The sequence below is a fragment of the Cellulophaga sp. L1A9 genome, assembly GCF_009797025.1.
Lineage (GTDB): Bacteria > Bacteroidota > Bacteroidia > Flavobacteriales > Flavobacteriaceae > Cellulophaga.
The window spans coordinates 2482815-2509783 of record NZ_CP047027.1 but is presented as its reverse complement, the minus strand read 5'-3'; the positions used below and the strand labels follow the sequence as shown (position 1 = coordinate 2509783).

At 34.4% G+C, this 26969-nt stretch carries 27 protein-coding genes and 2 tRNA genes; 13 read left to right on the top strand and 16 right to left on the bottom strand.

Annotated elements, in window-relative coordinates; translation table 11 throughout:
- The first annotated feature begins 37 nt into the window (after nucleotides 1–37).
- From asnS to GQR94_RS10885, 3 genes are all read left to right on the top strand, one after another.
- Nucleotides 38–1471, top strand: coding sequence for an asparagine--tRNA ligase (asnS, locus tag GQR94_RS10895; protein ID WP_158975527.1), 1434 nt, complete (start codon nucleotides 38–40; stop codon nucleotides 1469–1471).
- Nucleotides 1472–1515: 44 nt separating this feature from the next.
- Nucleotides 1516–2973, top strand: coding sequence for an RNA polymerase factor sigma-54 (rpoN, locus tag GQR94_RS10890; RefSeq protein ID WP_158975526.1), 1458 nt, complete (start codon nucleotides 1516–1518; stop codon nucleotides 2971–2973).
- Nucleotides 2974–3046: 73 nt separating this feature from the next.
- Nucleotides 3047–3652, top strand: a complete 606-nt coding sequence (locus GQR94_RS10885; protein ID WP_158975525.1) for a hypothetical protein — start codon at nucleotides 3047–3049, stop codon at nucleotides 3650–3652.
- Here the strand turns inward: GQR94_RS10885 and GQR94_RS10880 are convergent.
- The 8 genes from GQR94_RS10880 to GQR94_RS10845 form a co-directional block, all read right to left on the bottom strand.
- Complete coding sequence (locus GQR94_RS10880) at nucleotides 3647–4336, bottom strand: porin family protein (protein WP_158975524.1); 690 nt, start codon at nucleotides 4334–4336, stop codon at nucleotides 3647–3649. The genes GQR94_RS10885 and GQR94_RS10880 overlap by 6 nt on opposite strands.
- Before the next feature lie 91 nt (nucleotides 4337–4427).
- Nucleotides 4428–4910, bottom strand: a complete 483-nt coding sequence (locus GQR94_RS10875; RefSeq protein ID WP_158975523.1) for a biopolymer transporter ExbD — start codon at nucleotides 4908–4910, stop codon at nucleotides 4428–4430.
- 19 nt (nucleotides 4911–4929) lie between these two features.
- The gene (locus GQR94_RS10870; RefSeq protein ID WP_158975522.1) at nucleotides 4930–5556 is read right to left on the bottom strand and encodes a biopolymer transporter ExbD; all 627 of its coding nucleotides are present in this window, start codon (nucleotides 5554–5556) and stop codon (nucleotides 4930–4932) included.
- Nucleotides 5557–5566: 10 nt separating this feature from the next.
- Nucleotides 5567–6004, bottom strand: coding sequence for a hypothetical protein (locus GQR94_RS10865; RefSeq protein WP_158975521.1), 438 nt, complete (start codon nucleotides 6002–6004; stop codon nucleotides 5567–5569).
- Nucleotides 6005–6027: 23 nt separating this feature from the next.
- Complete coding sequence (locus GQR94_RS10860; protein WP_158975520.1) at nucleotides 6028–6822, bottom strand: MotA/TolQ/ExbB proton channel family protein; 795 nt, start codon at nucleotides 6820–6822, stop codon at nucleotides 6028–6030.
- A gap of 78 nt (nucleotides 6823–6900) precedes the next feature.
- A tRNA-Ser gene (locus tag GQR94_RS10855) sits at nucleotides 6901–6988 on the bottom strand.
- 69 nt (nucleotides 6989–7057) lie between these two features.
- Complete coding sequence (locus GQR94_RS10850; RefSeq protein ID WP_158975519.1) at nucleotides 7058–8086, bottom strand: asparaginase; 1029 nt, start codon at nucleotides 8084–8086, stop codon at nucleotides 7058–7060.
- A gap of 12 nt (nucleotides 8087–8098) precedes the next feature.
- Nucleotides 8099–8866: a TatD family hydrolase gene (locus GQR94_RS10845; RefSeq protein WP_158975518.1), complete on the bottom strand. Its 768-nt coding sequence runs from the start codon at nucleotides 8864–8866 to the stop codon at nucleotides 8099–8101.
- Between the two features lie 36 nt (nucleotides 8867–8902).
- Here GQR94_RS10845 and GQR94_RS10840 point away from each other — a divergent pair, with 36 nt between their 5' ends.
- Both GQR94_RS10840 and GQR94_RS10835 read left to right on the top strand, forming a co-directional pair.
- Nucleotides 8903–9346, top strand: a complete 444-nt coding sequence (locus GQR94_RS10840) for a TIGR02281 family clan AA aspartic protease (RefSeq protein ID WP_158975517.1) — start codon at nucleotides 8903–8905, stop codon at nucleotides 9344–9346.
- A gap of 95 nt (nucleotides 9347–9441) precedes the next feature.
- Nucleotides 9442–10794 (top strand): cytochrome-c peroxidase, encoded by a 1353-nt coding sequence (locus tag GQR94_RS10835; RefSeq protein WP_158975516.1) that lies wholly within the window; start codon nucleotides 9442–9444, stop codon nucleotides 10792–10794.
- 76 nt (nucleotides 10795–10870) lie between these two features.
- Here GQR94_RS10835 and odhB read toward each other — a convergent pair whose 3' ends face one another.
- Nucleotides 10871–12091, bottom strand: coding sequence for a 2-oxoglutarate dehydrogenase complex dihydrolipoyllysine-residue succinyltransferase (gene odhB / locus GQR94_RS10830; protein WP_158975515.1), 1221 nt, complete (start codon nucleotides 12089–12091; stop codon nucleotides 10871–10873).
- 53 nt (nucleotides 12092–12144) lie between these two features.
- Entirely contained in the window at nucleotides 12145–14931 is a 2787-nt protein-coding gene (locus GQR94_RS10825; RefSeq protein ID WP_158975514.1) for a 2-oxoglutarate dehydrogenase E1 component, read from the bottom strand.
- Nucleotides 14932–15032: 101 nt separating this feature from the next.
- Between GQR94_RS10825 and GQR94_RS10820 the strand changes: the two genes are divergently transcribed.
- Nucleotides 15033–15560, top strand: coding sequence for an alpha-ketoglutarate decarboxylase (locus GQR94_RS10820; protein WP_158975513.1), 528 nt, complete (start codon nucleotides 15033–15035; stop codon nucleotides 15558–15560).
- Here the strand turns inward: GQR94_RS10820 and GQR94_RS10815 are convergent.
- The 4 genes from GQR94_RS10815 to GQR94_RS10800 form a co-directional block, all read right to left on the bottom strand.
- Entirely contained in the window at nucleotides 15557–15910 is a 354-nt protein-coding gene (locus tag GQR94_RS10815; protein WP_370458290.1) for a hypothetical protein, read from the bottom strand. The genes GQR94_RS10820 and GQR94_RS10815 overlap by 4 nt on opposite strands.
- 41 nt (nucleotides 15911–15951) lie before the next feature.
- Nucleotides 15952–17241 (bottom strand): amidohydrolase family protein, encoded by a 1290-nt coding sequence (locus GQR94_RS10810; protein ID WP_158975512.1) that lies wholly within the window; start codon nucleotides 17239–17241, stop codon nucleotides 15952–15954.
- A gap of 82 nt (nucleotides 17242–17323) precedes the next feature.
- Entirely contained in the window at nucleotides 17324–18340 is a 1017-nt protein-coding gene (gene galE / locus GQR94_RS10805) for a UDP-glucose 4-epimerase GalE (RefSeq protein ID WP_158975511.1), read from the bottom strand.
- Between the two features lie 57 nt (nucleotides 18341–18397).
- On the bottom strand, nucleotides 18398–19552 hold the full coding sequence (locus tag GQR94_RS10800; protein WP_158975510.1) for a DegT/DnrJ/EryC1/StrS aminotransferase family protein: 1155 nt from the start codon (nucleotides 19550–19552) through the stop codon (nucleotides 18398–18400).
- Nucleotides 19553–19646: 94 nt separating this feature from the next.
- Here GQR94_RS10800 and GQR94_RS10795 point away from each other — a divergent pair, with 94 nt between their 5' ends.
- Both GQR94_RS10795 and GQR94_RS10790 read left to right on the top strand, forming a co-directional pair.
- On the top strand, nucleotides 19647–20882 hold the full coding sequence (locus tag GQR94_RS10795; RefSeq protein ID WP_158975509.1) for a 3-deoxy-D-manno-octulosonic acid transferase: 1236 nt from the start codon (nucleotides 19647–19649) through the stop codon (nucleotides 20880–20882).
- Between the two features lie 381 nt (nucleotides 20883–21263).
- A complete protein-coding gene (locus GQR94_RS10790) occupies nucleotides 21264–21761 on the top strand; it encodes a heme-binding domain-containing protein (protein WP_158975508.1) in 498 nt (165 codons plus the stop codon).
- A gap of 203 nt (nucleotides 21762–21964) precedes the next feature.
- On the opposite strand, the gene GQR94_RS10785 is transcribed toward GQR94_RS10790, so the two are convergent.
- Nucleotides 21965–22046 (bottom strand) — tRNA-Leu (locus GQR94_RS10785).
- 192 nt (nucleotides 22047–22238) lie between these two features.
- Here GQR94_RS10785 and GQR94_RS10780 point away from each other — a divergent pair.
- The 3 genes from GQR94_RS10780 to GQR94_RS10770 all read left to right on the top strand — a co-directional run bounded on the left by GQR94_RS10780 (nucleotide 22239) and on the right by GQR94_RS10770 (nucleotide 25125).
- Nucleotides 22239–23630, top strand: a complete 1392-nt coding sequence (locus GQR94_RS10780; protein ID WP_158975507.1) for a dipeptidase — start codon at nucleotides 22239–22241, stop codon at nucleotides 23628–23630.
- A 39-nt stretch (nucleotides 23631–23669) separates the two neighbouring features.
- Entirely contained in the window at nucleotides 23670–24428 is a 759-nt protein-coding gene (locus tag GQR94_RS10775; protein WP_158975506.1) for an NYN domain-containing protein, read from the top strand.
- A gap of 283 nt (nucleotides 24429–24711) precedes the next feature.
- Entirely contained in the window at nucleotides 24712–25125 is a 414-nt protein-coding gene (locus tag GQR94_RS10770) for a DUF2846 domain-containing protein (RefSeq protein ID WP_158975505.1), read from the top strand.
- Between the two features lie 86 nt (nucleotides 25126–25211).
- Here GQR94_RS10770 and GQR94_RS10765 read toward each other — a convergent pair whose 3' ends face one another.
- On the bottom strand, nucleotides 25212–25790 hold the full coding sequence (locus GQR94_RS10765) for an alkylphosphonate utilization protein (RefSeq protein WP_158975504.1): 579 nt from the start codon (nucleotides 25788–25790) through the stop codon (nucleotides 25212–25214).
- Nucleotides 25791–26000: 210 nt separating this feature from the next.
- On the opposite strand from GQR94_RS10765, the gene GQR94_RS10760 reads away from it, so the two are divergent.
- Together GQR94_RS10760 and GQR94_RS10755 are read left to right on the top strand one after the other, a co-directional pair.
- Entirely contained in the window at nucleotides 26001–26471 is a 471-nt protein-coding gene (locus tag GQR94_RS10760) for a hypothetical protein (protein ID WP_158975503.1), read from the top strand.
- A gap of 130 nt (nucleotides 26472–26601) precedes the next feature.
- Nucleotides 26602–26967, top strand: a complete 366-nt coding sequence (locus GQR94_RS10755) for a BlaI/MecI/CopY family transcriptional regulator (RefSeq protein ID WP_158975502.1) — start codon at nucleotides 26602–26604, stop codon at nucleotides 26965–26967.
- The last annotated feature ends 2 nt before the right edge of the window (nucleotides 26968–26969 follow it).

Below are 26969 nucleotides of genomic sequence, written 5' to 3'. Positions count from 1 at the left end.
CTACCATAGCAGATACAAATAGCAACAAAATTATCAAATGAAATCATACAGCATTAAAGAATTACTTTCTTCAAACCTTTCACTACAAGAAGTTACTGTCAAAGGATGGGTAAAAACGTTTAGAAGCAACCGATTTATTGCCTTAAACGATGGCTCTACTATTAACAATATTCAATGTGTTGTTGATTTTGAAAATTTTGATGAAGCGCTATTAAAAAAAGTATCGACTGGAGCTGCACTAGAAATTTCTGGTACTCTTGTGGAAAGTCAAGGAAGAGGGCAAACTGTAGAAATTCAGGTTAAAAAATTAGAGGTTTTAGGAGTTTCTGACCCAGATACCTACCCTATTCAACCAAAAAAACACTCTCTAGAATTTCTAAGAGAAAAGGCACACTTACGAGTGCGCACCAATACATTCGCTGCCGTAATGCGCGTACGTTCTTCATTATCATTTGCAGTACATAACTATTTTCAGAAAAATGGTTTCTATAACGTACATACTCCAATTATTACAGGATCTGATGCCGAAGGTGCCGGAGAAATGTTTAGAGTATCTACCCTAGATCAGAAAAAACCACCTTTAAATGAGGCTGGAGAAATAGATTTTAAGCAAGATTTTTTTGGCAAAGAAACCAACTTAACTGTTTCTGGCCAATTAGAAGCTGAAACCTATGCTATGGCCCTTGGAAAAGTATATACTTTTGGTCCTACTTTTAGAGCCGAAAATTCAAATACTTCCAGACATTTGGCTGAATTTTGGATGATTGAACCAGAAGTTGCCTTTAATGATTTAGATGCAAATATGGATCTTGCAGAAGATTTTATTAAGGACGTCATCAACTATATTCTGGAACATTGTTCAGAAGATTTGAAGTTTTTAGAACAGCGTTTAATAGACGAAGAAAAAACAAAACCTCAAGCGGAACGTAGTGATATGCCACTTATTGAGAAGTTAAAATTTGTAGCTGAAAACAACTTTAAACGAGTAAGTTATACGGAGGCTATAGATATATTAAAAAGCAGCACCCCAAATAAGAAAAAGAAATTTAAATATATTATTGAAGAATGGGGAGCAGATTTACAAAGTGAACACGAACGCTTTCTAGTAGAGAAACATTTCAAGTGTCCTGTAATTTTGTTTGACTACCCAGCTAAAATAAAAGCATTTTACATGCGTTTAAATGATGACGGCAAAACAGTAAGAGCTATGGATATATTATTTCCTGGTATTGGAGAGATTGTCGGAGGTTCTCAACGTGAAGAACGTTTAGATGTCTTATTAGAAAAAATAAAAGAATTAGGCATTGACGAAGAAGAGTTATGGTGGTATTTAGACCTTAGAAAGTTTGGTACAGCTGTACATAGTGGTTTTGGATTAGGTTTTGAAAGACTAGTTCTTTTTGCAACTGGAATGGGGAATATTAGAGATGTAATCCCTTTCCCAAGAACACCACAAAATGCAGAGTTTTAACGAAATAAATATATTATTAAAAGCTATATAGCACATCATTTTACATGCTGAAACAACATTTATCTTTTAAATTATCGCAGAAGCTTTCTCCTCAGCAAATTCAGTTGATGAAACTGATTCAATTGCCTACGCAGGCATTTGAACAACGTTTGAAACAAGAATTAGAGGAAAATCCGGCCTTAGAAACCGGAAAGGAAGAATTGGACGATTTTGAAGACGAATACGATGATGAGTTTAATGACGAAACAGACAGTGAAAGCATCAATGCTGAAGATATAAATATTGATGAATATTTAAGCGATGATGAAGTTCCTGAATACAGAACGCAGGCCAACAATTACAGTGCTGATGATGAAGAACGCACGATACCTTATGCAGCGGGAACATCGTTTAATCAATATTTAATAAATCAATTAAACACCATATATCTTAGTGATGATGAATGGGCAATTGCAGAATTCTTAGTAGGAAGCGTTGATGAAAGTGGCTATATACGTAGACCTATAAACGATATTTTAGACGACTTAGCTTTTACACAAAATGTGTATACTGAAGCTGCAACCATTAAAAAGGTGCTAAAAACTGTTCAAGAATTAGATCCACCTGGTGTTGGCGCCACTTCTTTAGAGGAGTGTTTAATCATACAATTAAAACGAAAAGAATTAACACCGAGTATTGAACTTGCCATTGCAATTTTAGAGAAATCTTTTGATCAGTTTACAAAAAAACATTATCAAAAGTTAATTCAAAAACACAATATAACCGAAGAAGAGCTTAGGCAAGCTATTTCCGAAATAGAAAAATTAAACCCCAAACCAGGAGGTTCTTATTCCGGAAACACCCGAATGATTGAACATATTGTTCCTGATTTTTCTATAAAAATTGTAGACGGAGAGTTAGAACTAACATTAAATGGCAGAAACGCTCCAGAGCTCCATGTATCTAGAGGCTATAACAACATGCTTGAGGGGTATAAAAATGCCAAAGAGAAGTCTAAATCCCAAAAAGACACCGTTCTATTCATAAAACAAAAATTAGATGCTGCTAAGTGGTTTATTGATGCTATCAAGCAGCGGCAACAAACTTTATTCATAACCATGAATACAATTATGCATTATCAAGAAGAATATTTTCTGACTGGTGATGAACGCAACTTACGTCCTATGATTCTTAAAGATATAGCAGACACCATTCAGATGGATGTTTCTACTGTGTCAAGGGTTGCTAATAGTAAATACGTAGATACGCCTTATGGCACAAGACTGATAAAAGAATACTTCTCTGAATCTATGAAAAATGATCAAGGAGAAGATGTTTCTACGAAAGAAATAAAAAAAATACTCGAAAATGTTATCGGGGAAGAGGAAAAAAGAAAACCACTTACAGATGACAAGTTAGCTGATATTCTAAAGGAGAAAGGCTATCCAATTGCAAGAAGAACCGTAGCAAAATACAGAGAACAATTAAGCATCCCAGTAGCGCGAATGCGAAAAGAAATTTAATTCTAAAGTAAAGTTTTCCGCCACAATCAATGCGCTAAAAGGTTTTTCAATTTCTCATAACTTAACCCAACAAATGAAAGCTTTTTTAAAGATCTTTTCTTACTTATTTCACCCTGTATTTATTCCTCTTTACGGAAGTCTAATTTACTTTCAGGTTACAAGAAAATACACCTCTTTAGAAATGCAGGTAGGAAATCTTCTTCCTATTTTCATATTAACGGTAGTTATACCTATTATAAGTTTTCTAATTTTACGCAATATTGGCATAATCAAGTCAATAGCAATGTCTACCATAAAGGAACGTAAGTACTCCCTCTATATTAGTATTATTTTACTTTTTATGATTATCTATAAAGTAATCCCAAACAATTACACTATAGAGCTCTATTATTACTTTATAGGGCTTATTATAGCGCTATTTACCACTTTAGCACTTCTGATAGCTAAATTTAGTAATAGCATCCATATGGTAGGCATAGGAAGTTTGCTAATGTATCTGATAAATTTAAGTGTTCATTTCGAAATAAACTTAACACTATCTATAAGCATCCTTGTACTCCTAGGCGGAATATTGGCATCCTCAAGATTATATTTTAGAGCACATTCCAGATTAGAAGTTTTTGGAGGTCTACTACTCGGAATAACTACCCAATTTATAACCTTAAGCTATTGGCTATAATATATAAAATATAAGCCCTACTCTAAACGGTGTTATTGCAATTTCTTCTCCTGTATCTAAATAAGTATCTTCCTTTAGAAGGTCAGATAAAGAATAATATAAGTGTAAATTAAATGTATTGTAGCCTAAATTTAAGGTTAAGCCATATTGTAAGCGTTCTAAATCTGAATTTGAAAATCCATTTCTATCGGTGTCGGTAACTAATTTTGAACGAGCACTAAAGTTGTAAGCAAATTTCACTCCTGAATACACACGGAAAAACTTATATTTTGTTGCGCTAGAATTACGCCAACGAAACTCAAAAGGCACTTCTAGACTATGCATTTCAAACTTACTACGTTTATACAATGATGCATCACTTTCTGCATAATAGGTGATGAGATCATTTTCATTCGTCACAATTAAATTTGAATAATAAGAGTTCACGGCATACCCAAAACCAAGCCCCAAAGCTATTGTACGGCTTTCGTTTAACGGCAAATCTTTTATAAAGCCAATTTGTAAGCCATAGGAGAAATTACGCTTAAAAACGTCCTCAGGCTTCTTTAGCATAAAATTATAATTCACTCCTAAATAAAATTGATCTTCAAGATAGTTGGTATCTACAGAAGTAACAAGAGGCGCTTCTTGAGCGGAAGCTAGTAGTGGCACTAAAAATAAGCCTAATAAAAATTCTTTTACCATAAACTAAAGGTAGAAAAAGCATAAGTATAAAAAAAGCGCTTCAAATAAATTTGAAGCGCTTATATACTAATTTTGAAAGAAACTAATCTTACTATCTTAGGTTATCAAATGCAATACCCTCGTAGGTAGTGTAGTTAACCTTTAAAGCATTTACTTTACGTAATTCTTCTTTAATATCAGAAACAATACCCATGTTTGCTTTTCTATCAACTTTTAATGATGTAGTTAATACATTTTGCAAATCTTCAGATTTCTTTGCTCTTTCCTGAAGTATGTAAGGACCTACTTCAGACGGATTAGAAAACTTATCATTTAGTTGAATTTTCGCCTCAGTACCAAAAACTTTTTGGTATTCTTGAGTTGGTGATCCAACATAAATAGTAATTACACGGTCTTTCTTCTCTAACTTCTTGATTTCACTCGCTTTAGGAAGTTCATTCTGAACATTCACTGAAGTGTCTTTCATTACCGTAACGGTCATAAAGAAAAATAGAAGCATAAAAACAATATCTGGTAATGATGCAGTTGAAACTGCAGGGATATCACCGTCTTTTTTCTTGCTAAATTTTGACATATCTTTTTAACTTTTACGATTAATTACCACTTGAAGTTTGAGCTTCAGAGAATTTTTGAGGAAATAAATCCTGTATTTTTCTCACTCTCTCCTTTAAAACCTCTTTGGCTTCAGGAGTAGTTTCTGGATTTAAATACTCAGCTTCCATATCGGTGAATTTACGCTTATAAAGCCTTTGAGCTTCTCTATTACGCAATTCATTATATGCAGCTACAATTTCATTCTGAACCGTTATATAAACGCCATATTGTGTTTCTCTATCATTTTTTAATGAAATAATAGCTTTTGTAGGGTTATCAGAAGATGTTTCATCTCTCTTTCCTTTACAATAGTTACAATATTCTTCAGAACCATTTTTCAATCCTCCATTATCAAGAAAAGCAATTGCTTGTTCTTTTAACTTTTTAATATCAGATAACTCATCTTCAACTAAAAGCTGTCCATTTTTATTGATGTTAACAGTAAAAATATTCTTTTGCTTAATAATGACATCTTCCTGTTCGGTATCATCCAGGGGTGGCAACATACGATCTAAACCTGCATCTGTTTCAATAGTAGTAGTTACTAAGAAAAAAATTAACAGTAAGAAGGCGATATCTGCCATAGAACCGGCGTTAACCTCTGGTGGTGCTCCTCTTCTTGCCATAGTTTTTAATTTATTTATTAAACATTTTTTTCACACCTGGCAAAATCATTGAACCAACAGCAATTATCGTTAATATGAAAAACATATTTAAGAATGTACCAATAGTTTTAATAGTACTTACATCTGTAAGAATACCAGTCTTCTGCTCCATATCCTCTATATTAACATCTGTTCCGCTTGCGAAAACATATGACAATATTGCCACAACGATAAGGCCACCTACACCAATTGCAGTTCTTTTAAGGCCTTCTGGTGAAGAAAAAACATTTTTAAACCCGAAGAACAAACTTGCTAATACTGCTATTGCAAGTAAGATAAATGTAATAATGAACATAAAATTCATTGATCCATTACCTACTGTAACTTCAGATTCCTTTACAAGCATTACCCATAAGACAAGTCCTATGACGCTGAGTGCGATTAATATAATTTTAATTATCTTATTCATTTTACTTAAGTATTAAGTGCGACTTATTTTTTGTGATCTACCAACATATCAATCAAAGAGATTGATGAATCTTCCATATCATTTACAATACTATCGATCTTAGCGATAATGTAATTATAAAAAATTTGAAGAATAATAGCCACAATAAGACCAAATACCGTTGTTAATAACGCTACTTGAATATCACCTGCAATAAGAGAAGCACTTAAGTTACCTACCGCTGCAATTTTCTCGAAGGCAGCAATCATACCAATTACGGTACCCATGAAACCAAGCATAGGAGCAATCGCGATAAATAAAGATAACCAAGAAACATTCTTCTCAAGTTGTCCCATTTGAACACCACCGTAAGCTACAACTGCTTTTTCAGCAGATTCGATGCTTTCGCCAGCTCTAGATAAACCTTGGTAATAGATAGACGCAACAGGTCCTTTTGTATTTCGACAAACTTCTTTAGCAGCCTCAATACCACCAGAAGCTAGTGCATCTTCAACTCTTTGTTTTAATTTTGTAGTGTTTGTTGTTGCCAAGTTTAAGTAAATAATTCTTTCAATAGCAACTGCTAAACCAAGTATCAAACATAATAGTACGATACCCATGAAGTCAGCTCCACCTTCAATAAATTTTTCTTTTAATACTTGAACAAAACCTCTTTCTTTTGCTACTGCTTCTGTTGCATCTTGAATCATTGTTGCTGCAGTCGCGATAGTTGCGGAAAGGTTTGAAGTAATTGCATTTGCATTTACTTGTGCGTTAACAGTATTTGTGTTACAAACAAATAACCCAGCTACTGCCAGGATAGAGAATAATCTTTTCATTTCTTTCAAACTTAAATTAGATTAGTTAATGGGTTAAAGATAAAAAATTTTTACAATTAAAAAATTAAAAATTAAATGCAGAGAGGAAGGGATTCGAACCCTCGATACCCTTTTGAGGTATACACACTTTCCAGGCGTGCGCCTTCGACCACTCGGCCACCTCTCTATTATTCAATTTTTCAAGACGTCGAATTAACAAAAAAAAAAGTATTAAATAAAATTTCCAACGTTAATTTTAAACCATCTCTCCACGCAAAGAGGTCTCAAAAACGGTTTTAAAGAGCTTATTAGAGATTCCGTTTCCCAACAAATACATTAGCTTAGTAACGGCAGCTTCCGTTGTAATATCCTTACCATTAATAACTTGCAACTTCTGCAAATGCTCACTTGTTTCATATTGCCCCATAATTACACTACCCCCAGAACACTGTGTAACATTAATTATATGAATGCCTTTTTTTATTGCTTTTTTTAAATTTTCCACCAACCAAGAATCTGTAGGAGCATTTCCAGAACCGTAAGTCTCAATAATCACAGCTTTTAAATTTGGTGTTTCTAATACAGCCCGCAATAAATGTTCATTAAATCCTGGAAATAATTTTAAAATAGCCACATTATTATCTAATTTTTTATGGACAATTAACTTTTTTTTCTTCTTTGGCCTCAATAAATATTCATTATACACCTTTAAATGTACGCCAGATTCTGCTAACGGAGGGTAATTTAAGGATCCAAATGCCTGAAAATGTTCCGCACTAAACTTAGTTGTTCTATTTCCTCGGTATAATTTATACTCAAAATACAACCCTACTTCTTGAATTACAGGAACCCCTTTTGCTTGCAAAGCTGCAATTTGAACGGAAGTAATTAAATTTTCCTTGGCATCTGTTCTTAAATCTCCTATTGGTAGTTGAGAGCCTGTAAAAATTACCGGTTTTGTTAAATTCTCTAACATATAACTTAGGGCAGAAGCAGAATAACTCATCGTATCGCTCCCATGAAGCACCACAAACCCATCATATAAATCATAATTATTTTCAATAGTTTCTGACATATACACCCAATGACTAGGATGGATATTTGAGGAATCTATCGGCGTTTCAAAAGAATGGCTAGTAATCTCACAATCTAATTGTGCTAATTCCGGTATGTTCTTTTGTAATTTACCAAAGTCAAAAGCCCTTAATGCTCCTGTCTTATAATCTTTAATCATTCCTATAGTTCCTCCTGTATAAATCAAAAGAATTTTAGTTTTTTTCGTCATAAATAGATTGTCTTAAACTCCAAAAACTTCTTTAGAATTATTTGTTGTAATTTCTGCAATATCAGCAATGGATCGATCATAGATACGCGCCAATTTATCCGCTACATTAATAAGGTAAGCACTTTCATTTCTTTTCCCTCTATATGGTGTTGGCGCCAAATAAGGCGCATCGGTCTCTAAAACAATATGCTTAAGGTCTATTTCATTTAGAAATTGATCAATCTTACCATTTTTAAAAGTAGCCACTCCTCCAATACCCAATTTCATATTATAACTAATTGCTTTCAATGCTTGCTCTTTTGAACCCGTAAAACAATGAAAAATTCCAAATAAGCTATCTCCCTTCTCTTTTTCCAAGATTTCAAATACTTCATCAAATGCATCCCTACAATGAATCACTATAGGTAGTTTTTCTCTTTTTGCGATCTGTATTTGCATTCTAAATGCCTCCTGTTGTTGTTTAACATATGATTTATCCCAATATAAATCCATACCTATTTCTCCAATAGCATAATACTTGTGCTTTGTAAGCATTTCTTCGATATGCGCTATCTCTTCTAAGTAATTTTCTTTCACATGTGTAGGATGCAACCCTGTCATTAAAAACATATGCTCTGGAAAGTCCTTTTCTAAATTTATCATTGATTCGGTATATGTAGAATCAATTGCAGGTATAAAAAATCTTTGAACACCAGCATGAATAGCATTTTCTACTACTTGCTTTCTATCATCATCAAAGGCCTCGCTATATAAATGCGTATGTGTATCTGTAAATATCATGGTACAAAAATAGCCTTATCTTTATCAAAAAAATACGTGAAGAGCCTCAAAACATTTTTAAAAGAAAAAAAATACCTTAAAATACCCCTTTACCTAACTTCTACCAATCACTTTGAAATCAAAGCAAAAATCAACAATGCAGAAGGACGTTTCATACTTGATACAGGCGCCTCCAATACTTGCGTAGGTTTTGATAAAATTGAAGTATTCAATTTAACATCAAAAGAATCAACCATAAAGGCAGCAGGAGCTGGCGCAACCAACATGAAAACCTTACTTTCTACAAAAAATACAATTGAATTAGGCTCATGGAAATTCAAAAAACTCAAAATTGTACTCTTTGATTTAGTTCATGTAAATGAAGCATTAACCAATCATAATGCGCAACCTGTTGATGGAATCATTGGTGCCGATATATTAAAAAAAGGAAAAGCTATTATAGATTATGACAAAAAAGTACTTTACCTAAAGCAAAAATGAAGAATACCTAAATATTAAGCAGATTACCTAAAAACAACTTTATTAATAAAAAATCTTATCTACTTTTACCTCAAATATTTAACCCTACCATTACTATGCCTACATTATTCCCTGTAAAGAAAATAGGTTTTCTTTTAGCATTTAGCCTGCTCGCAAGTTGTGCATCCGAAAATGATTACACTGAAATTATCATAGGAACAGAAGACCAAGAATTAAAAACAACACTAGTTAGTCTTTCTGGAGATCTATCCTATTACATACTACCCAATAGTACTGATTACGCTAAAATTCCTGCCGACCCGAAAAACCCAATCACTGAAGAGAAAGTTTTGTTAGGTCAATTATTATTTCACGAAACAGGTATTGGCCTGGAAGGCAACTCAGAAACAAATAAGGAAACCTATTCTTGCGCAAGCTGTCATCATAGCGCTGCAGGTTTCCAAAGTGGATTACAACAAGGTATAGGAGATGGAGGAATGGGCTACGGTATTGCCGGTGAAGCTAGAATCATAGATCCTTTATATACTGAAGCTATGATTGACGTTCAACCCATAAAATCTCCTACCGTATTAAACTCGGCCTACCAAAAATTAATGTTATGGAATGGTCAGTTTGGCGCTACTAGTCGAAATATTGGCACTGAAGTCAATTGGACCGAAGGAACACCTAAAGCCGTAAACCACCTTGGATTTGAAGGTGTAGAAACACAAGCTATTGCCGGGTTATCTGTACACCGTATGGCTTTAGATAAAACTTTTTGCGACACTAATGACTACAGTAATCTTTTTGACCAGGCTTTCCCAAATGTAGCTAATACCGAAAGATACTCCCTTATATACGCAGGTTTAGCCATCGCTGCCTACGAAAGAACACTATTATCAACCGATACAAATTTTCAAAATTGGTTAAAAGGAGATTTTGACGCCATGACTTCCGATGAGAAAAAAGGAGCTTTACTATTTTTCGGAAAGGCAAAATGCTACCAATGCCACAACGGCCCCGCATTAAATTCTGAAGAATTTTACGCCTTGGGCATGAATGATTTAGAAGGACCAAATGTTCATGGCATTATAGATGACGTCACTAAAAAAGGTCGTGGAGGATTTACAAATAAACCTTCTGATAATTATAAATTTAAAGTACCACAACTTTACAACTTAACCGATGTTCAATTTTATGGACACGGAGGAAGCTTTACATCTGTTAAAGAAATCATTGCATATAAAAATATTGCTACTAAAGAAAACAATGAAGTTTCATCATCTGATTTATCAGGGAAATTTGCTCCTTTACATTTATCCGATGAAGAAGTAGACCTTATTGCTACTTTTATAGAAACAAGCTTATCTGACAAGAATCTGAACAGATACGTACCTACTTCATTACCTACAGGACTATGCTTCCCTAATGCTGATCCTACTTCTAGAGAAGATATGAACTGTGATTAAGAAATTAAAAGCAACAAAAAAGCCTGAAGATTATTACAATCTTCAGGCTTTTTTAGTAAACTTAAATAGTATTGAATTACAATTCTAACGCTTTGTTTAGATTGCCATCCATTAATAATTCTACTGGATTTTCTAAAGCTTCTTTAATAGCTACTAAGAAACCTACAGATTCTTTACCATCAATTATTCTGTGATCGTATGATAATGCAACATACATTATCGGTGCAGCTACTATTTCTCCATTACGAACGATAGGACGCTCAACAATGTTATGCATTCCTAAAATAGCACTTTGAGGAGGATTAATAATTGGTGTAGATAACATAGAACCAAATACACCACCATTTGTAATGGTAAAGGTACCACCCGTCATCTCATCCACAGTAATTTCACCTTCTCTAGCACGTATAGCTAATCTCTTCACTTCAGATTCTACCCCTCTAAAAGTTAAGTTTTCTGCATTTCTAATTACAGGAACCATTAATCCTTTTGGACCAGAAACCGCAATACTAATATCGAAGAAATCATAAGTAATCATCTCTTTTCCATCAATCATAGAATTCACAGATGGATAAAGTTCCAAAGCTCTAACTACGGCTAAAGTGAAAAATGACATAAAGCCCAAGCCAACACCATGCTTGTTTTTAAAATTATCTTTATGTTGTTTTCTTAATTCAAATATAGGAGACATGTCAATTTCATTGAAGGTAGTCAACATTGCCGTTTCGTTCTTCACAGCAACTAAACGCTCTGCCACTTTTCTACGTAACATGGACAATTTAGATCTACTTTCTCCTCTTTTACCACCAGTAGGAGTTCCCATTGAAGGCACTCCTTGAACTGCATCTTCTTTAGTAATTCTACCATCTTTACCAGTACCTTTTATAGCACTAGCCTCCATACCTTTTTCTGCTAATATTTTCTTAGCGGCAGGAGATGCTACTCCTGATGCATAAGTTTGTTTTGCTTGTACAGGTTGTGGTGCTTTTTTCTCTTCTTTTGGAGTTTCTTTTACATCCTCCTTCGGAGCAGCTGCTTTTGATTCGCCTGCAGGTTTCTCTGCACTTGTATCAATTAAACAAACGACTTCTCCAACTGCAACAGCATCACCCTCTTCTGCTTTTAAGGTGATAATACCACTTTCTTCAGCAGGCAATTCTAAGGTTGCTTTATCTGAGTCTACTTCTGCAATAGCTTGATCTTTCACTACATAATCTCCGTCTTGAACTAACCAAGCAGCAATTTCAACTTCCGTTATAGATTCCCCTGGTGAAGGAACTTTCATTTCTAAAATCATTATTGTATAATTTTAATTTTTAACCTGTATCTTTTTTATTGTTCTTAACAAGATTACTTACGAATCATGTTATCTTTTGTTTTATCAAAAACATAATCAATAACTTCTTGATGACGACGTTTAGAACGTACTGCACTACCCGCTGCTGGGGATGCATAAAAACGTCTTGAAGCTACTCTTAACTTATTTGCTTCACTAAAATGCATCATAATATAACTCCAAGCACCCATGTTTCTAGGCTCTTCTTGTGCCCAAACAACATCATCTGCTTTAGCATATTTCCGCATTATTGCTTTCATTTTACTCGTTGGCAATGGAAATAATTGCTCTACACGAACTAAAGCTACATCTTCTCTAGCATTTTCTTCACGAGCTGCTAACAAATCATAATAAAATTTACCCGTACAAAATACTAGTGTTTTTATTTTTTTAACATCAGCAGTACCATCATCAATTACTTCTTGAAAACTACCTGTAGCAAACTCTTCTACTGAAGAAACTGCTTTTGGATGACGCAACAAACTTTTTGGTGTAAACACCACTAAAGGTTTTCTAAAATTCGCCTTCATTTGTCTACGCAACAAATGAAACATATTTGCTGGCGTTGTTACATCTGCCATAAACATATTATCACTTGCACAAAGCTGCAAGAAGCGCTCCATACGGGCAGAAGAATGCTCTGCACCTTGACCCTCATAACCATGAGGCAATAACATTACCAATCCATTTTGCAATTTCCATTTATCTTCTGCTGCAGAAATGTATTGATCGATCATGATTTGAGCACCATTACTAAAATCGCCAAATTGCGCTTCCCAAATAGTAAGCGTATTAGGACTTGCCATGGCATACCCATAATCAAAACCTACTACTCCATACTCAGAAAGGTGTGAATTAAAAATATGAAAATCGCCCTTTTTCCCTTCAACTAAATTTAAAGGAACAACTTCTTCTTCACTATCTTCAACTTTAACAACAGCATGACGGTGAGAAAAAGTACCTCTTTCTACATCTTGACCAGACATTCTAACTCCGAATCCTTCTTGTAATAAAGATCCGTAAGCTAAAAGCTCTCCCATAGCCCAATCTAGCTTATCATTTTCAAAGAACATTTTTCTTCGATCTTCAATAAGCTTATCTACTTTACGTAAAAACTTTTTACCTTTTGGAAGGCTAGTAAGTGAATTAGCTATTATAGTAAGTTTTTCTTTTGGATAAGAAGTATCAATTGGCTTCGCCATTTCATCTTCTTGAACGCGAACGAAACCTTTCCATTCATCTGCCATAAATGGGGTGATGATTGTTTTAGCTTCCTTACGAGAATCTTCTAATTCCGTTTCTAAAGAATCTTTATATTCTTGTTCTAATTTACCAATATAATTCTCATCAATAATACCTTCTGCAATAAGTTTTGCTGCATATATGTCTCTAGGACCTTCATGCTTCGCAATCGCCTTATATAATTTAGGTTGCGTAAAACGAGGCTCATCACCTTCGTTATGCCCATATTTACGATAGCCTAATAAATCAAGAAATACATCTCGTTTATAACGCATTCTATACTCTAATGCGAACAAAGAGGCATGAACCACAGCCTCAGCATCATCAGCATTGACATGCAAAACTGGGCTTAAAGTTACCTTACCAACATCAGTACAATAGGTAGAACTACGAGCATCTAAGTAATTTGTTGTAAACCCTATTTGGTTATTCACTACCATATGGATTGTACCACCGGTTTTATAGCCATCTAAATTAGCCATTTGAATAACTTCATAGACAATACCCTGGCCTGCAATAGCAGCATCACCATGCACAACAATTGGCAACACTTTAGAGAAGTCATCTTTGTAGTGTGCATCCTGTTTTGCTCTTGTAATCCCTTCAACAACTGCTCCAACAGTTTCTAAGTGAGAAGGATTAGGAGCAATGTTCATTTTTATTTTGTTACCATTATCAGACATCCTTTCAGAAGTCCAACCCAAGTGATATTTAACATCACCATCAAAAATTACTTGTTCGTAATCTTTACCATCAAATTCGCTAAAGATATCTTTCGCCGCTTTACCAAAAATATTGGTAAGTACATTAAGTCTACCTCTATGAGCCATACCCATAACAAATTGCTCTACACCCATTTCGGCTGCTTGCTCTACTATAGCGTCTAGTGCTGGTATCAAAGATTCATTACCTTCTAATGAAAAACGTTTTTGACCTACATATTTTGTATGCAAAAAGCTTTCAAAAGAAACGGCTTGATTTAATTTTTTAAGAATTTTTTTCTTTCGTTCCTCATCGAAATTAGGATGATTATCATTGACATTTAGCCAATCCTGAATCCATTTAATTCGCTCAGGACTTCGGATATACATGTACTCAACACCAATAGCGTCGCAATAGATGTTTGTCAGATGAGAAATAATTTCAGTTAAGGTGTTTGGGCCTATTCCTAAAATCTCTCCTGCAGTAAAAACAGTGTTTAGGTCTCCTGATGATAATCCAAAATTTTCGATAGCTAGAGTAGGCTCGTATTTTCTTCGCTCACGAACAGGATTTGTTTTTGTAAACAAATGTCCGCGGGACCTATACCCATCTATTAATCGAATAACCTGGAATTCTTTTTGCAACGATTGTGGCATTTCAGAACTACCAGATGGAGCAGCAACATTGTTTTGTGCTGGTAAGTCAAGTTCATCTAAAAGACTCTCTTGGCCAAAATCAAAACCCTGAAAAAATGCACGCCAACTAGGCTCAACACTATCAGGATTAATTAAATACTTGTCATATAACTCTGCAAAAAACGAAGTATGCGCAGCGTTTAAAAAGGAATATTTATCCATAAATAATTTTCTCTTCCCTGTGAATAAAATTTAGTCAAAAATACAACATTTCAAAAATCTAGTCCTATATTAGGTGGTAATATTAAAGAAAAATAACAATTATGAATTTTTTGACTGATTTGTGCTTAAAAAAATGGCAATTAATTTTATTTTTTGCGTTTTCATCAACGCTAACGTTTTCGCAACAGACAAATTCTGGAGAATTTTGGGATAATGTTCGGTTTGGAGGCGGAATTGGATTAGGGTTTGGTAATAATTATTTTAACGGTTCTATTGCTCCAAGTGCAATTTACCAAGTCTCTGAACAATTTGCCGCTGGTGTACAGTTAAATTTTAGTTATGCAAAATTTGATGATGATACTCTTACTGCGTATGGCGGAAGTTTAATTTCATTATACACTATAATTCCTGCCATTCAATTATCAGGCGAATTAGAACAGTTGAGAATAAATAGAACCACTTCTTTTATAGATGGAGATTTTAAAGATAATTATTGGAGCCCTGCGTTATATTTAGGAGCTGGGTATGTAAATCGGAATTTTACAGTAGGATTAAAATACAATGTACTTCATGATGATAAAAGTATTTATTCTGATGCGTTAATTCCTTTCGTAAGAATATATTTTTAAGCATATTTCTGCCTAAACCATACTTTTTGAAATTCTCTTTGCAGTATTAAAAAAGCAACTTGGTTTGATATGTCTACCACATCTGTTTCCTGAATACTTTTTACTTTCTTCTCCGGAACGTCTATAATGTATAATAAATTAAGATATTCTGCAAAGCGTTCCATCATTAATCTATAGATTTTTTGATGTAAAATGGTTTTTAAATTCTTAGGATTCACATTAAAAGGCAAGTCAATATCAATATTTGCCAAACCAAAATCTTTACCCAATTGGGCAACAAGATTTTGATAAAGACCACTATCGACTGATTCAGTTAAAAGCGCGTTGCTATCTGTAAAATTAAGCATCATACCTTATCTACGAAACAGAAGTGGTTTTTGGTTCTAGCAGACTAGGGTTTTAACTCATTTTTATAAACTTGACCATCTTTCATAACAAAGGTCATTTTTTCTAATTGTGATACATCCTGAAGTGGATCACCTAAAACCGCAACAATATCTGCAAAATAACCCGCTTTAATCAATCCTACCTCATCTTCTACCCCTAATAACTTTGCATTCGTAACCGTTGCAGATTGCATTGCTTCAATGGCCGGCATCCCTGCCTCAACCATGTACCCAAACTCTTTAGCATTTAAACCGTGAGGAAAAACACCTGCATCTGTTCCGAAAGCAATTTTAACACCTTTTTTATACGCTTTCGCAAAAGTCCCTTGTATTAACGGTCCAATTTCTCTTGCTTTTACCGCGACTACTTCTGGGAAATAGCCTTCTATCTCAGCTTTCTCTGCCACTTGTTTCCCTGCCGTAATTGTAGGCACCAAATACGCATCATATTGCTTCATTAATTCCATTGTTGCATCACTCATATAACTGCCATGCTCTATCGTCTTAATGCCGCCTTTTATCGCTCTTTGCATACCTTCATCACCATGTGCATGTGCCGCAGTTAGCATTCCGTAATCATCGGCAGTTTCCGTAATTGCTTTTATTTCATCAATTGTAAATTGTGGATTTTTACCATTTTTAGCCACGCTTAAAACACCACCTGTTGCTGTAATTTTAATAACATCAGCCCCATCTTTATAGCGTTGTCTAACCGCTTTTCTACCTTCATCAGGAGAATTTACCACCCCTTCTTTTGGACCTGGATCTCCTGTAAATTCATGACTTCTTCCATTTGTAGGATCTGCATGCCCTCCCGTAGTTGCAATAGATTTACCAGCCGTAAATACTCTTGGACCATCTACAACACCTTTATTTATTGCATTCCTAATTGCTATATTTACTCCAGAACCCCCTAGATCCCGGACTGTAGTAAAACCAGCCATTAATGTTTTCCTAGCAAAAACAGTAGATTTAAAAGCGATATCTGCTTCATTATCTGTAAAGCGTTCTACATAGGTCTTAGGATTAGACTCATTTTCAATATGAACATGCAAATCTATAAAACCCGGCATCACAGTACTTGTTCTTAAATCGATCACCACATCTGCACCATCCCCTGAGACAAATCCCTTTTTTATCTCCTTTATTTTAGCTCCGGAAACAACTATTGTTTTTTCTGACCATACTTTGCCAGACTCCATGTCTATAATTTTACCACATTGCAGATAAGTATCTTGTGCATTTAAAAATGACGTCAAAGCTAAAAAGAGAATAAGTGTAGTGATTTTTTTCATTGCAGGAGTTTTTATAAACAAATAGAGCAGAAATATACATATATTTCTGCTCTATTGTTAAAATTTATAATTTATTATCAGCCTAAGCCCTAACCTTTTGCTCCCAATCCCAAGCAGATTTCATAGCCTCATCTAATGTAGATTCTGCTTTCCAACCTAATTCATTGTTTGCTTTTTCAGTATTGGCATACGCTTCTGTAATATCACCAACTCTACGTGGCACAATTTTATAATTTAATTTCTTCCCTGAAACCTTCTCAAAACTTTTAATCACCTCAAGAACAGTACTCCCTGTTCCAGTTCCTAAATTAAAGACTTCATAGTTTTCTTTGTTTTTAGCTTCAAAAAGCCGTTGTAAAGCTACCACATGCGCTTTTGCCAAATCTACTACATGAATATAATCACGTACACAAGTACCATCTGAAGTAGGATAATCATCACCAAAAACAGATAACTGCTCACGCAATCCTATTCCTGTTTGTGTAATAAAAGGAACCAAATTCTGAGGCACTCCTATTGGCAATTCTCCAATTTCTGTACTCGGGTGTGCACCCATTGGATTAAAATAGCGCAACGCAATTGCGTTTAACGAAGGAACCACTTTACAGGTATCTGAGATAATCTCTTCCCCCATTTGCTTTGTATTCCCATAAGGAGATTCTGCCGTTTTCACAGGAGCATCTTCTGTAATAGGCATCTTATCTGCTTGCCCATAAACCGTACAAGAAGAACTAAAGATAAAGCTAGCTTTATCCTTTTTTGCTAATTCTTTTAGAAGATAAACCAATGTTCCTATATTGTTCTCATAGTACAACAAAGGCTTTTCTACACTTTCTCCTACAGCTTTAGAGGCTGCAAAATGAATTACCCCTTGAACATCTGCATGCCTTTTGAAAAAATCTTCAACTTTTGATTTTTCCTTCAAATCAATTTTTTCAAATAAGGGCTTTTTGCCAGTTATAGCAACAATACCATCCAGTACTTTTTCTGTTGAATTAGATAAATCATCAATGATGACCACTTCAAATCCTTTGTTTTGTAATTCTACAACGGTATGAGAGCCAATAAAACCCAATCCTCCGGTAACAAGTACTTTCATTTATATCTTATTTAATGATTATAATTTTATGAAATCAAATTTACTACCAATCTTTATTTATGCATTAACAAAATCGATAACGGTCTTTGTTATAAAGTTAATCTGTTCCTCATCAAGCTCTGTATGCATCGGTAATGAGATAACTTCTTTCACCAATTGATTGGTTACAGGAAAATCAGCATCATTATAACGATCATCTACATATGCTTTTTGCTTGTGTAATGGAATTGGATAATAAACACCACAAGGAATTCCTTTTTCTGCTAAGTGTTTTACCAAATCATCCCGTTTGCCATTGGTGATTTTTAAAGTGTATTGGTGAAAAACATGACAGTCACAAGTATCACAAATCCCATCACAACCATTTACGGTAACTGGGGTAACGATCGCCGATTCATTTTTAAATGCAGCAGAATACTTACGTGCAGTATCTCTTCTTTTAGCATTATATTGATCCAGCAATGGAAGTTTAGCACGCAACACTGCCGCTTGCAAACTATCTAATCTAGAATTTACTCCAACCACATCATGATGGTATCGCTCATACATGCCGTGATTTACAATACCTCTTAAGGTATGTGCTAACGCATCGTCATTTGTAAAAATAGCCCCACCATCTCCGTAAGCTCCTAAATTCTTAGAAGGGAAAAAAGATGTTGCCGCGACATGACCAATACCGCCTGCTTTTTGTTTTGTTCCATTTTTTGAAGTGTATGTTGCACCTATAGCTTGAGCATTATCTTCGATTACATAAAGGTTGTGCTTTTCTGCAATTTCTAAAATTACATCCATATTTGCACACTGCCCAAAAAGATGAACTGGCACAATAGCTTTAGTTTTTGGTGTTATAGCACGTTCTATTGCCGCAGGATCTATATTAAAAGTATCTGGTAAGACATCTACTAAAACAGGCGTTAATTGCAATAAAGCAATTACCTCAACGGTAGCTGCAAAAGTAAAATCGGCCGTAATCACCTCATCTCCTGGCTGCAACCCAAGACCCATCATCGCTATTTGCAAAGCATCTGTTCCGTTTGCACAAGGAATAACATGTTTAACCCCTAAATAATCTTCTAATTCTTTCTGAAAACTATGAACTTCAGGTCCGTTTATAAAAGCTGAAGTTTCTAAAATTGTTGTAAATGAAGCATTTACTTGTTCTTTGATGGCTTCGTATTGACCATTTAGATCAACCATTTGAATTTTTCGCATCTTATATCATTAGAACTGTAAAATTACAAAAAGTCACTAAAGCACCCAATGTATTTATATAAAGAAGCGTAATTTAGCCAAAAACAATTCTAAAGTGCATTTTATTTATAATTGCTCCGTTTATATTGCCGGCTTTTTTCTTAAGATTTTAGCTTTGTTTAGTCCAAAATTAAAGCTATTTGTAACTGGAAGAAAACATGTTTTTAACACGCTAAATGCTGGCGTATCTAAAGAAGCTCCCGTAATTTGGATTCACACAGCATCTCTAGGTGAATTTGAACAAGGACTCCCTGTAATTGAAGCATTAAAAGAACAGTATATCAACTACCAAATACTAGTAACTTTTTTTTCTCCCTCTGGCTATGAAGTAAAAAAAAATGCTACCGCAGCTGATTTAATAACCTACCTACCTATAGATACAAAGCATAATGCAGCGGAATTCATAAAAATAGTACATCCGGCGCTTGTCATATTTGTGAAGTATGAGATTTGGCCCAACTACCTAAAGGAATTAGAAAAAGGAAAAATTCCAACGCTATTAATCTCTGCTATCTTCAGTAAACGACAAATTTTCTTTAAGGGTTATGGTAGTTTTATGCGAAAAAGTTTATCTGCTTTCTCCCATTTTTTTGTTCAAGACCAAAATTCAAAAGACTTATTAAGGTCTCTTGACCTAGAAAACTCAACTATTAGTGGTGATACCCGATTTGATCGTGTATTAAAAATTCTAGAACAAGATAATACACTAGACTTCATGGAAAAATTTAAGCAAGACCAACACTGTTTTGTTGCTGGTAGCTCTTGGCCAGAAGACGAAGCTATTATTGTTGACTACATTAATACCACAAACGCTAGTTTAAAATTTGTTTTCGCTCCACACACCATCAAAAAAGAAGCGATTCAAAAACTAGCATCCTCAATACAAAAGAGAACTATTTTATATTCTGAATTGGCTCACAAAAACCCTTCTGATTATGAAGTTTTGATTATTGATACCATAGGGATACTTACCAAAGTATATCGTTATGCTGATGTTGCTTATGTGGGTGGTGGTTTTGCAACGGGCTTACACAATACTTTAGAGCCTGCTGTTTTCGGAATTCCAGTATTGATTGGCCCAAAATATGCTGGATTTAAGGAAGCTGAAGATTTAGTTACCCTAAAAGGTGTCATTTCTATTTCTGACCAAAAAAGCTTCACCCTTGCGCTTGATCAATTGATTTCTTCTCCAAAGTATTATGAAGAGACGGGAAAAATTAATACCCGATACATTACAGAAAGGAAGGGTGCAACAGGTCTAATTATGGATTATATCAAAACGTTGCTCTAACTAATCTTTTGAAAAGAGACTGCATACCGTTCATCGATTATCACCAGTAAATAATTGAAAATTAGATATTTATTTGCTACATTTAAACAAAACAAGATCATTATGGAAGATGTTACGATTAGTACGAGAGTACTCAACGGATTCCTAACTCTTATGGTTGGTGTTTTAGTATTAATTCTTATAGGTGTGGTTGTTTGTTTAATTTTAACAGCACTGGGAATCCTATAAAAAGTACTACTACAAATATGAATTATATACCTACTTAAAACTATTTAAAAATTAATCAAAAGCTCTTTTTCGGGGCTTTTTTTTATTTTGAAAAAAATGTGTTTATCTTTAGATTACATAATCAAACAATAACACCTCAATAAAACTAACTTCATGCTGAAAAAAATATTAATTGGCCTTGGGCTAATCTTTGTAGTACTTCAATTTTTTCGTCCAGAAAAAAACACTTCTAATGATATGACTCATGATATTTCTACAGCCTATGAAATTCCAGAAGATGTAAATCATCTATTAAAAGTATCTTGTAATGATTGCCACTCTAACAATACAGAATACCCATGGTATGCAAATGTTCAGCCGGTAGCATGGTGGTTAAATGATCATGTAGCAGATGGAAAAAGACACTTAAACTTCTCAACATTTACAACACTGCCAATAGCGGTTCAAAACCATAAATTAGAGGAAACCATAGAGATGGTAGAAGAAAAAGAAATGCCACTAGCCTCTTATACTAATTTCGGCTTACATTCTGAAGCCGATTTAAGTGATGCGCAACGTGAAAAAATAATTCATTGGGCAAAAGCACAAATGGATGTTTTAAAAAATAATTATCCTGCAGATAGTTTAATTATGAAGCGTAGAAAGAAATAAGAGAAGTCAAAAAATAAAAGAAGCCAACTTGATTAAGTTGGCTTTTTTATACATTATCTTTTGTCTTTCTTTGAACTGCAAAAAAATAGCTTGGCCACCCAAGATTAATCTTGTTTCCCCCAAGGTTTTAAAATCGATATTTATAAAAGAACAGAACAAAAACAAAAAAAGCCTCTCGATTTCTCGAAAGGCTTTTTACGTTGTACAGGCGGAGAGACTCGAACTCTCACACCTCGCGGCACTAGATCCTAAGTCTAGCGTGTCTACCAATTCCACCACGCCTGCATTTTTTATTCCAGTAGGTTTATATCTCGATATTTTGAGACGACGCTACCTTCAAAAAACTTCCTTTTTGCTCTAAAAATATTTCCATTTCTTTCGCTAAAGGAGTGCAAATATAAAGTAAAAATTCAATTTAGAAATACTTACTTGAAAAAACTTCTTTTTTGTAGCTTTATACTCGAATAAAAATAACAAATGGAAGCAATAAAAAATTACATTTCTGAACACAAAGAGCGTTTTATTTCTGAACTTATAGACCTATTGAAAATCCCGTCAGTAAGCGCAGACACTGCGTTTACACAAGATGTGCTAGATACTGCTGATGCCGTAAAGAAAGCTTTAACAGCTGCTGGATGTGATGCTGTAGAAATTTGTGAAACAGATGGCTATCCGATCGTTTATGCTGAAAAAATTATAAATCCAGCCCTTCCAACCGTACTTGTTTACGGTCATTATGACGTTCAACCGGCAGATCCAATCAATTTATGGACCTCTCCACCCTTTGAACCTGTCATCAAAAAAACAGACAAACATCCTGAAGGAGCAATTTTTGCTCGTGGCGCTTGTGATGATAAAGGGCAAATGTATATGCATGTAAAAGCAATGGAATATATGGTGAAAACAAACCAACTTCCTTGTAATGTAAAATTCATGATTGAAGGAGAAGAAGAAGTTGGTAGTAGCAACTTGGCCATTTTTGTAGCTAACAATAAAGAAAAACTTGCTAATGATATTATTCTAATATCAGATACTGGAATGATTGCTAATGATGTACCTTCTATTACTACGGGTTTACGTGGCCTAAGCTATGTTGAAGTGGAGGTTACCGGCCCCAATCGCGATTTACATTCTGGTTTATACGGTGGTGCTGTTGCAAACCCTATCAATATTTTAACTAAAATGATTGCTAGTTTACATGATGAAAACAATCATATTACTATACCGGGCTTTTATGATAAGGTAGAAGAGCTTTCTAAAGAAGAGCGCGCCGAAATGGCGAAAGCTCCTTTTAGTCTTGAGAATTATAAAAAAGCATTGGATATTGATGCTGTTTATGGTGAAAGTGGCTATACGACCAATGAACGTAATTCTATTAGACCTACTTTAGATGTAAACGGAATTTGGGGTGGTTATACTGGCGAAGGTGCAAAAACGGTTATTGCAAGTAAGGCTTTTGCAAAAATATCTATGCGTTTGGTACCCAACCAAGATTGGAAAGAAATTACAGACTTGTTTAAAACCCATTTTGAAAACATCGCACCTAAAGGTGTAAAAGTTGTTGTAAAACCACATCACGGTGGTCAGGGATATGTAACACCTATTAACACTGTTGGCTATCAAGCAGCTTCTAAAGCGTATGAAACTACCTTTGGTAAAAAACCAATCCCCCAACGCAGTGGTGGTAGTATTCCTATTGTAGCGCTTTTTGAAAAAGAACTAAACAGTAAAACTATTCTTATGGGCTTTGGCTTAGATAGTGATGCCATTCATTCTCCTAACGAGCATTTCGGAGTTTGGAATTATCTAAAAGGTATAGAAACTATTCCTTATTTTTATAAGTATTATACCGAATTATTTAAAAAATAGAACACAGAACAAGTAAGTAATACCGTAAAACACGATACAATGGATTCAAATATAAATTTAGCAGTGCTAATTGATGGCGATAACATTCCTTCTGCTCAAGTAAAAGAAATGATGGAAGAAATTGCAAAGTATGGCAATCCAACCATTAAAAGAATTTATGGCGATTGGACCAAACCCAATTTAACAAAATGGAAGAATCTATTGTTAGAAAATGCCATTACTCCTATTCAGCAATATGGGTATACTACAGGTAAAAATGCAACAGATTCCGCCATGATTATTGATGCTATGGATATTTTATATTCAGAGAAGGTAAATGGTTTTTGCCTTGTTTCTAGTGATAGTGATTTTACCAGACTTGCGACACGTTTACGGGAGGCTGGAATGAAAGTCATCGGGATTGGAGAAAAGAAAACACCAAATCCGTTTATTGTCGCTTGCGATAAATTCATATATATTGAAATTCTAAAATCGAAAATCGAAAGTCCAGAAAGCGATACCGAGAAAGACGATGCCAAAGACACGGTAGATAAAATCACTCGAAAAGACATACAACTTATAAAAACAACCATCTCTGATGTTTCAGATGATGATGGTTGGGCTTTTCTAGGCGATGTCGGGAGTTTGCTTCAAAAGAAACAACCTAATTTCGATTCCAGGAATTATGGCTTTGACAAGCTTACCCCATTAATTAAGTCTATTGATATTTTTGAATTAGAACAACGTGAAAATTCAAAAAGTCGAAATAAATTAATTTTCGTACGGATCAAGCAAAAGCACAATCCTAAGAAAAAATAGTTGAAAATAAAAAGTCCGTTCTCTTATGAAAACGGACTTTTTTTTATGGCGTTACCTAAAGGTCGGGCTATATGTTTCAAGTCCTCGCCGAAAAAACGGCTGTGGGCTTTTCACTGCTATCCCTAACGCAAATTCAGCAATCTAAAACTTTCCTAATTCAAGTGATAACCCGATAAATAATTTCGTTTTTTTAAATGAAAATAAATATATCTTTATACAACGCTACACTCTAATCTAGTAGCACTTAACGTATGAAAAATAATTTTTATTCCTTATTTTAAAAATGAAGAAAACCTTATTCATTATCTTAGGCATGCTACTAAGTACGCAACTAGGATATTCTCAAGAAACTGCTAAAGTTTACTTTATGAGAACTACCGGATTTCAAGGTTCCGCACAAGGCTTTACAGCTTTTATTGATGGCGAATTAACCTGTAAGCTTAACAACAAACGTTATTCCGTTCATGAAGTCGCGCCAGGAACGCATCTTTTTTCAGTACAATTCGCAGGGAAAAAATCAAAAGAAAAAGCAGCAAAAGAACAAATAACTATTTCCGTAGAAGCAGGAAAAACGTATTATATTCAAATGCTCTTCCAGACAGGAATACTTGCAAATAACTTGTATTGTCAAGAAGTAACAGAAAACTCAGCAAATACAATTTTACCAAATTTACAAGAAGACACAAAATGCTTATAGTCTAAGAATTATTTACTGAAACAAAAAAAAAGAGATTACACCATTCAAATAGATGTAATCTCTTTCTTTTATCTTAAAACAGGACCTTATAGTTTTTTCACATACTTAGTAACAATTACAGTCATCGTAGGACCTACTTTGCCTTCTATAAATTCTGCATTCTCACGATCTAAAGAAATTCTACGAACTGCTGTTCCTTGTTTTGCCACCTGACTAGAACCTTTAATTTTCAAATCCTTAATCAAAACAACACTATCCCCATTTTCTAAAATCACCCCATTCACATCTCTATGGATAATTTTATCCGCTTCCGCCAATCCTTCGCCGGTAGCTTTGGCAAACTTTAGTGTTTCATCTTCTAAATAAATCATTTCAAGTAAATCTTTAGGCCAGCCCTCTCCTTTTAAACGAGATAGCATTCTCCATGCTACTACCTTAACTGTGTCATACTCACTCCACATGCTATCGTTTAAGCATCTCCAATGATTAGGATCTGTATTCTCTGGATTTTCTATCTGATCTACACAAACACCACAGGCTAAAAGACTACTATCTACACCGCTTATAGAAACTGGTGGAACTTCATATACCTGCAAATCATCTGTTGATGTACATAATTCACATTTGTTTCCGCTTCTTTCTATCAATTCTTCTAGTATGCTCATGTTTTTAATTTTTATCCCTGCAAACTTAAAAAAATTGATGAGAGTAGGCATACTTTATAACAGTCTAATACTACAAATACCCTTTTATTTTACTCACATGAAATAGATTACAGCATATTTTCGATGAAATACCCATTATTTTATACTATAAATCAAAATTTTACGATTACATAGGTATAGATCTATAACAATTTTATAAATAACAAACCAATGAAATTAACCACATTACTTACTGTCGGACTTCTATTTTTAGGAATAAATGCAGCTATTGCTAGAGCAAGAATTCCTATTCCTTATGGAGAAGCCCAAAAAATTATAAAAATTACCGACTTACCTGATACCGAAGAATTTCAGTTAGAAGACGGTAGATATTTTGATATCGGAAAAATGTATACTATTAGCCACATTGTTTGGTTACCCTACAGTAATACAGATGCCGTTATTACAGGGTATGTAGATGATGAAACTTATGTGGAGTTATCTCCTGAAGAAATAAAAGAAATTGCAGCATTTGCAAAAATTGAAATTCCAGAAACTGTGTCGGCATCATTTTTTGACCGTCTAGGAGGGAAAATAATTTTAGGCTTAGTTGGTCTTGTTATCCTTTATGGGATATATGCTTCCTACTTTGGAAAAGATAAAGATGAAGAAGAAGCTACTGAAGAAAAATTAGAGGAATAATAACTAGTATCACTTTTTTAAAATCCATTCTTAAACGAATGGATTTTTTTTTACTTATTATTTAAACCTCTACACTTGTAGAATTAAAATATTTATTCTATGTTTGTAGAACACAGTTAAAGAATCAAGGATGCAACTTTCAAAATCAGAAGAAGAATTAATGAATATACTATGGAAGCAGAAAACAGCTCTCATGAAAGATTTGTTAGCATCTTATGACGATCCCAAACCTGCTACCACCACTATAGCAACACTGCTAAAAAGAATGACAGATAAAGGGTTTATAGCCTATAAAACATTAGGTAGGTCAAGAGAGTACTATCCGCTGGTAAAAAAGAAAGATTATTTTTCTAAGCATGTAAACGGACTCATAAAGAACTTTTTTAACGACAGTGCTAGTCAGTTTGCCTCTTTTTTTACACAAGAAACAGCACTTACCAAAGAGGAATTGGAAGACCTAAAAGCTTTAATTGATAGTGAACTGAAAAAGAAATAAGT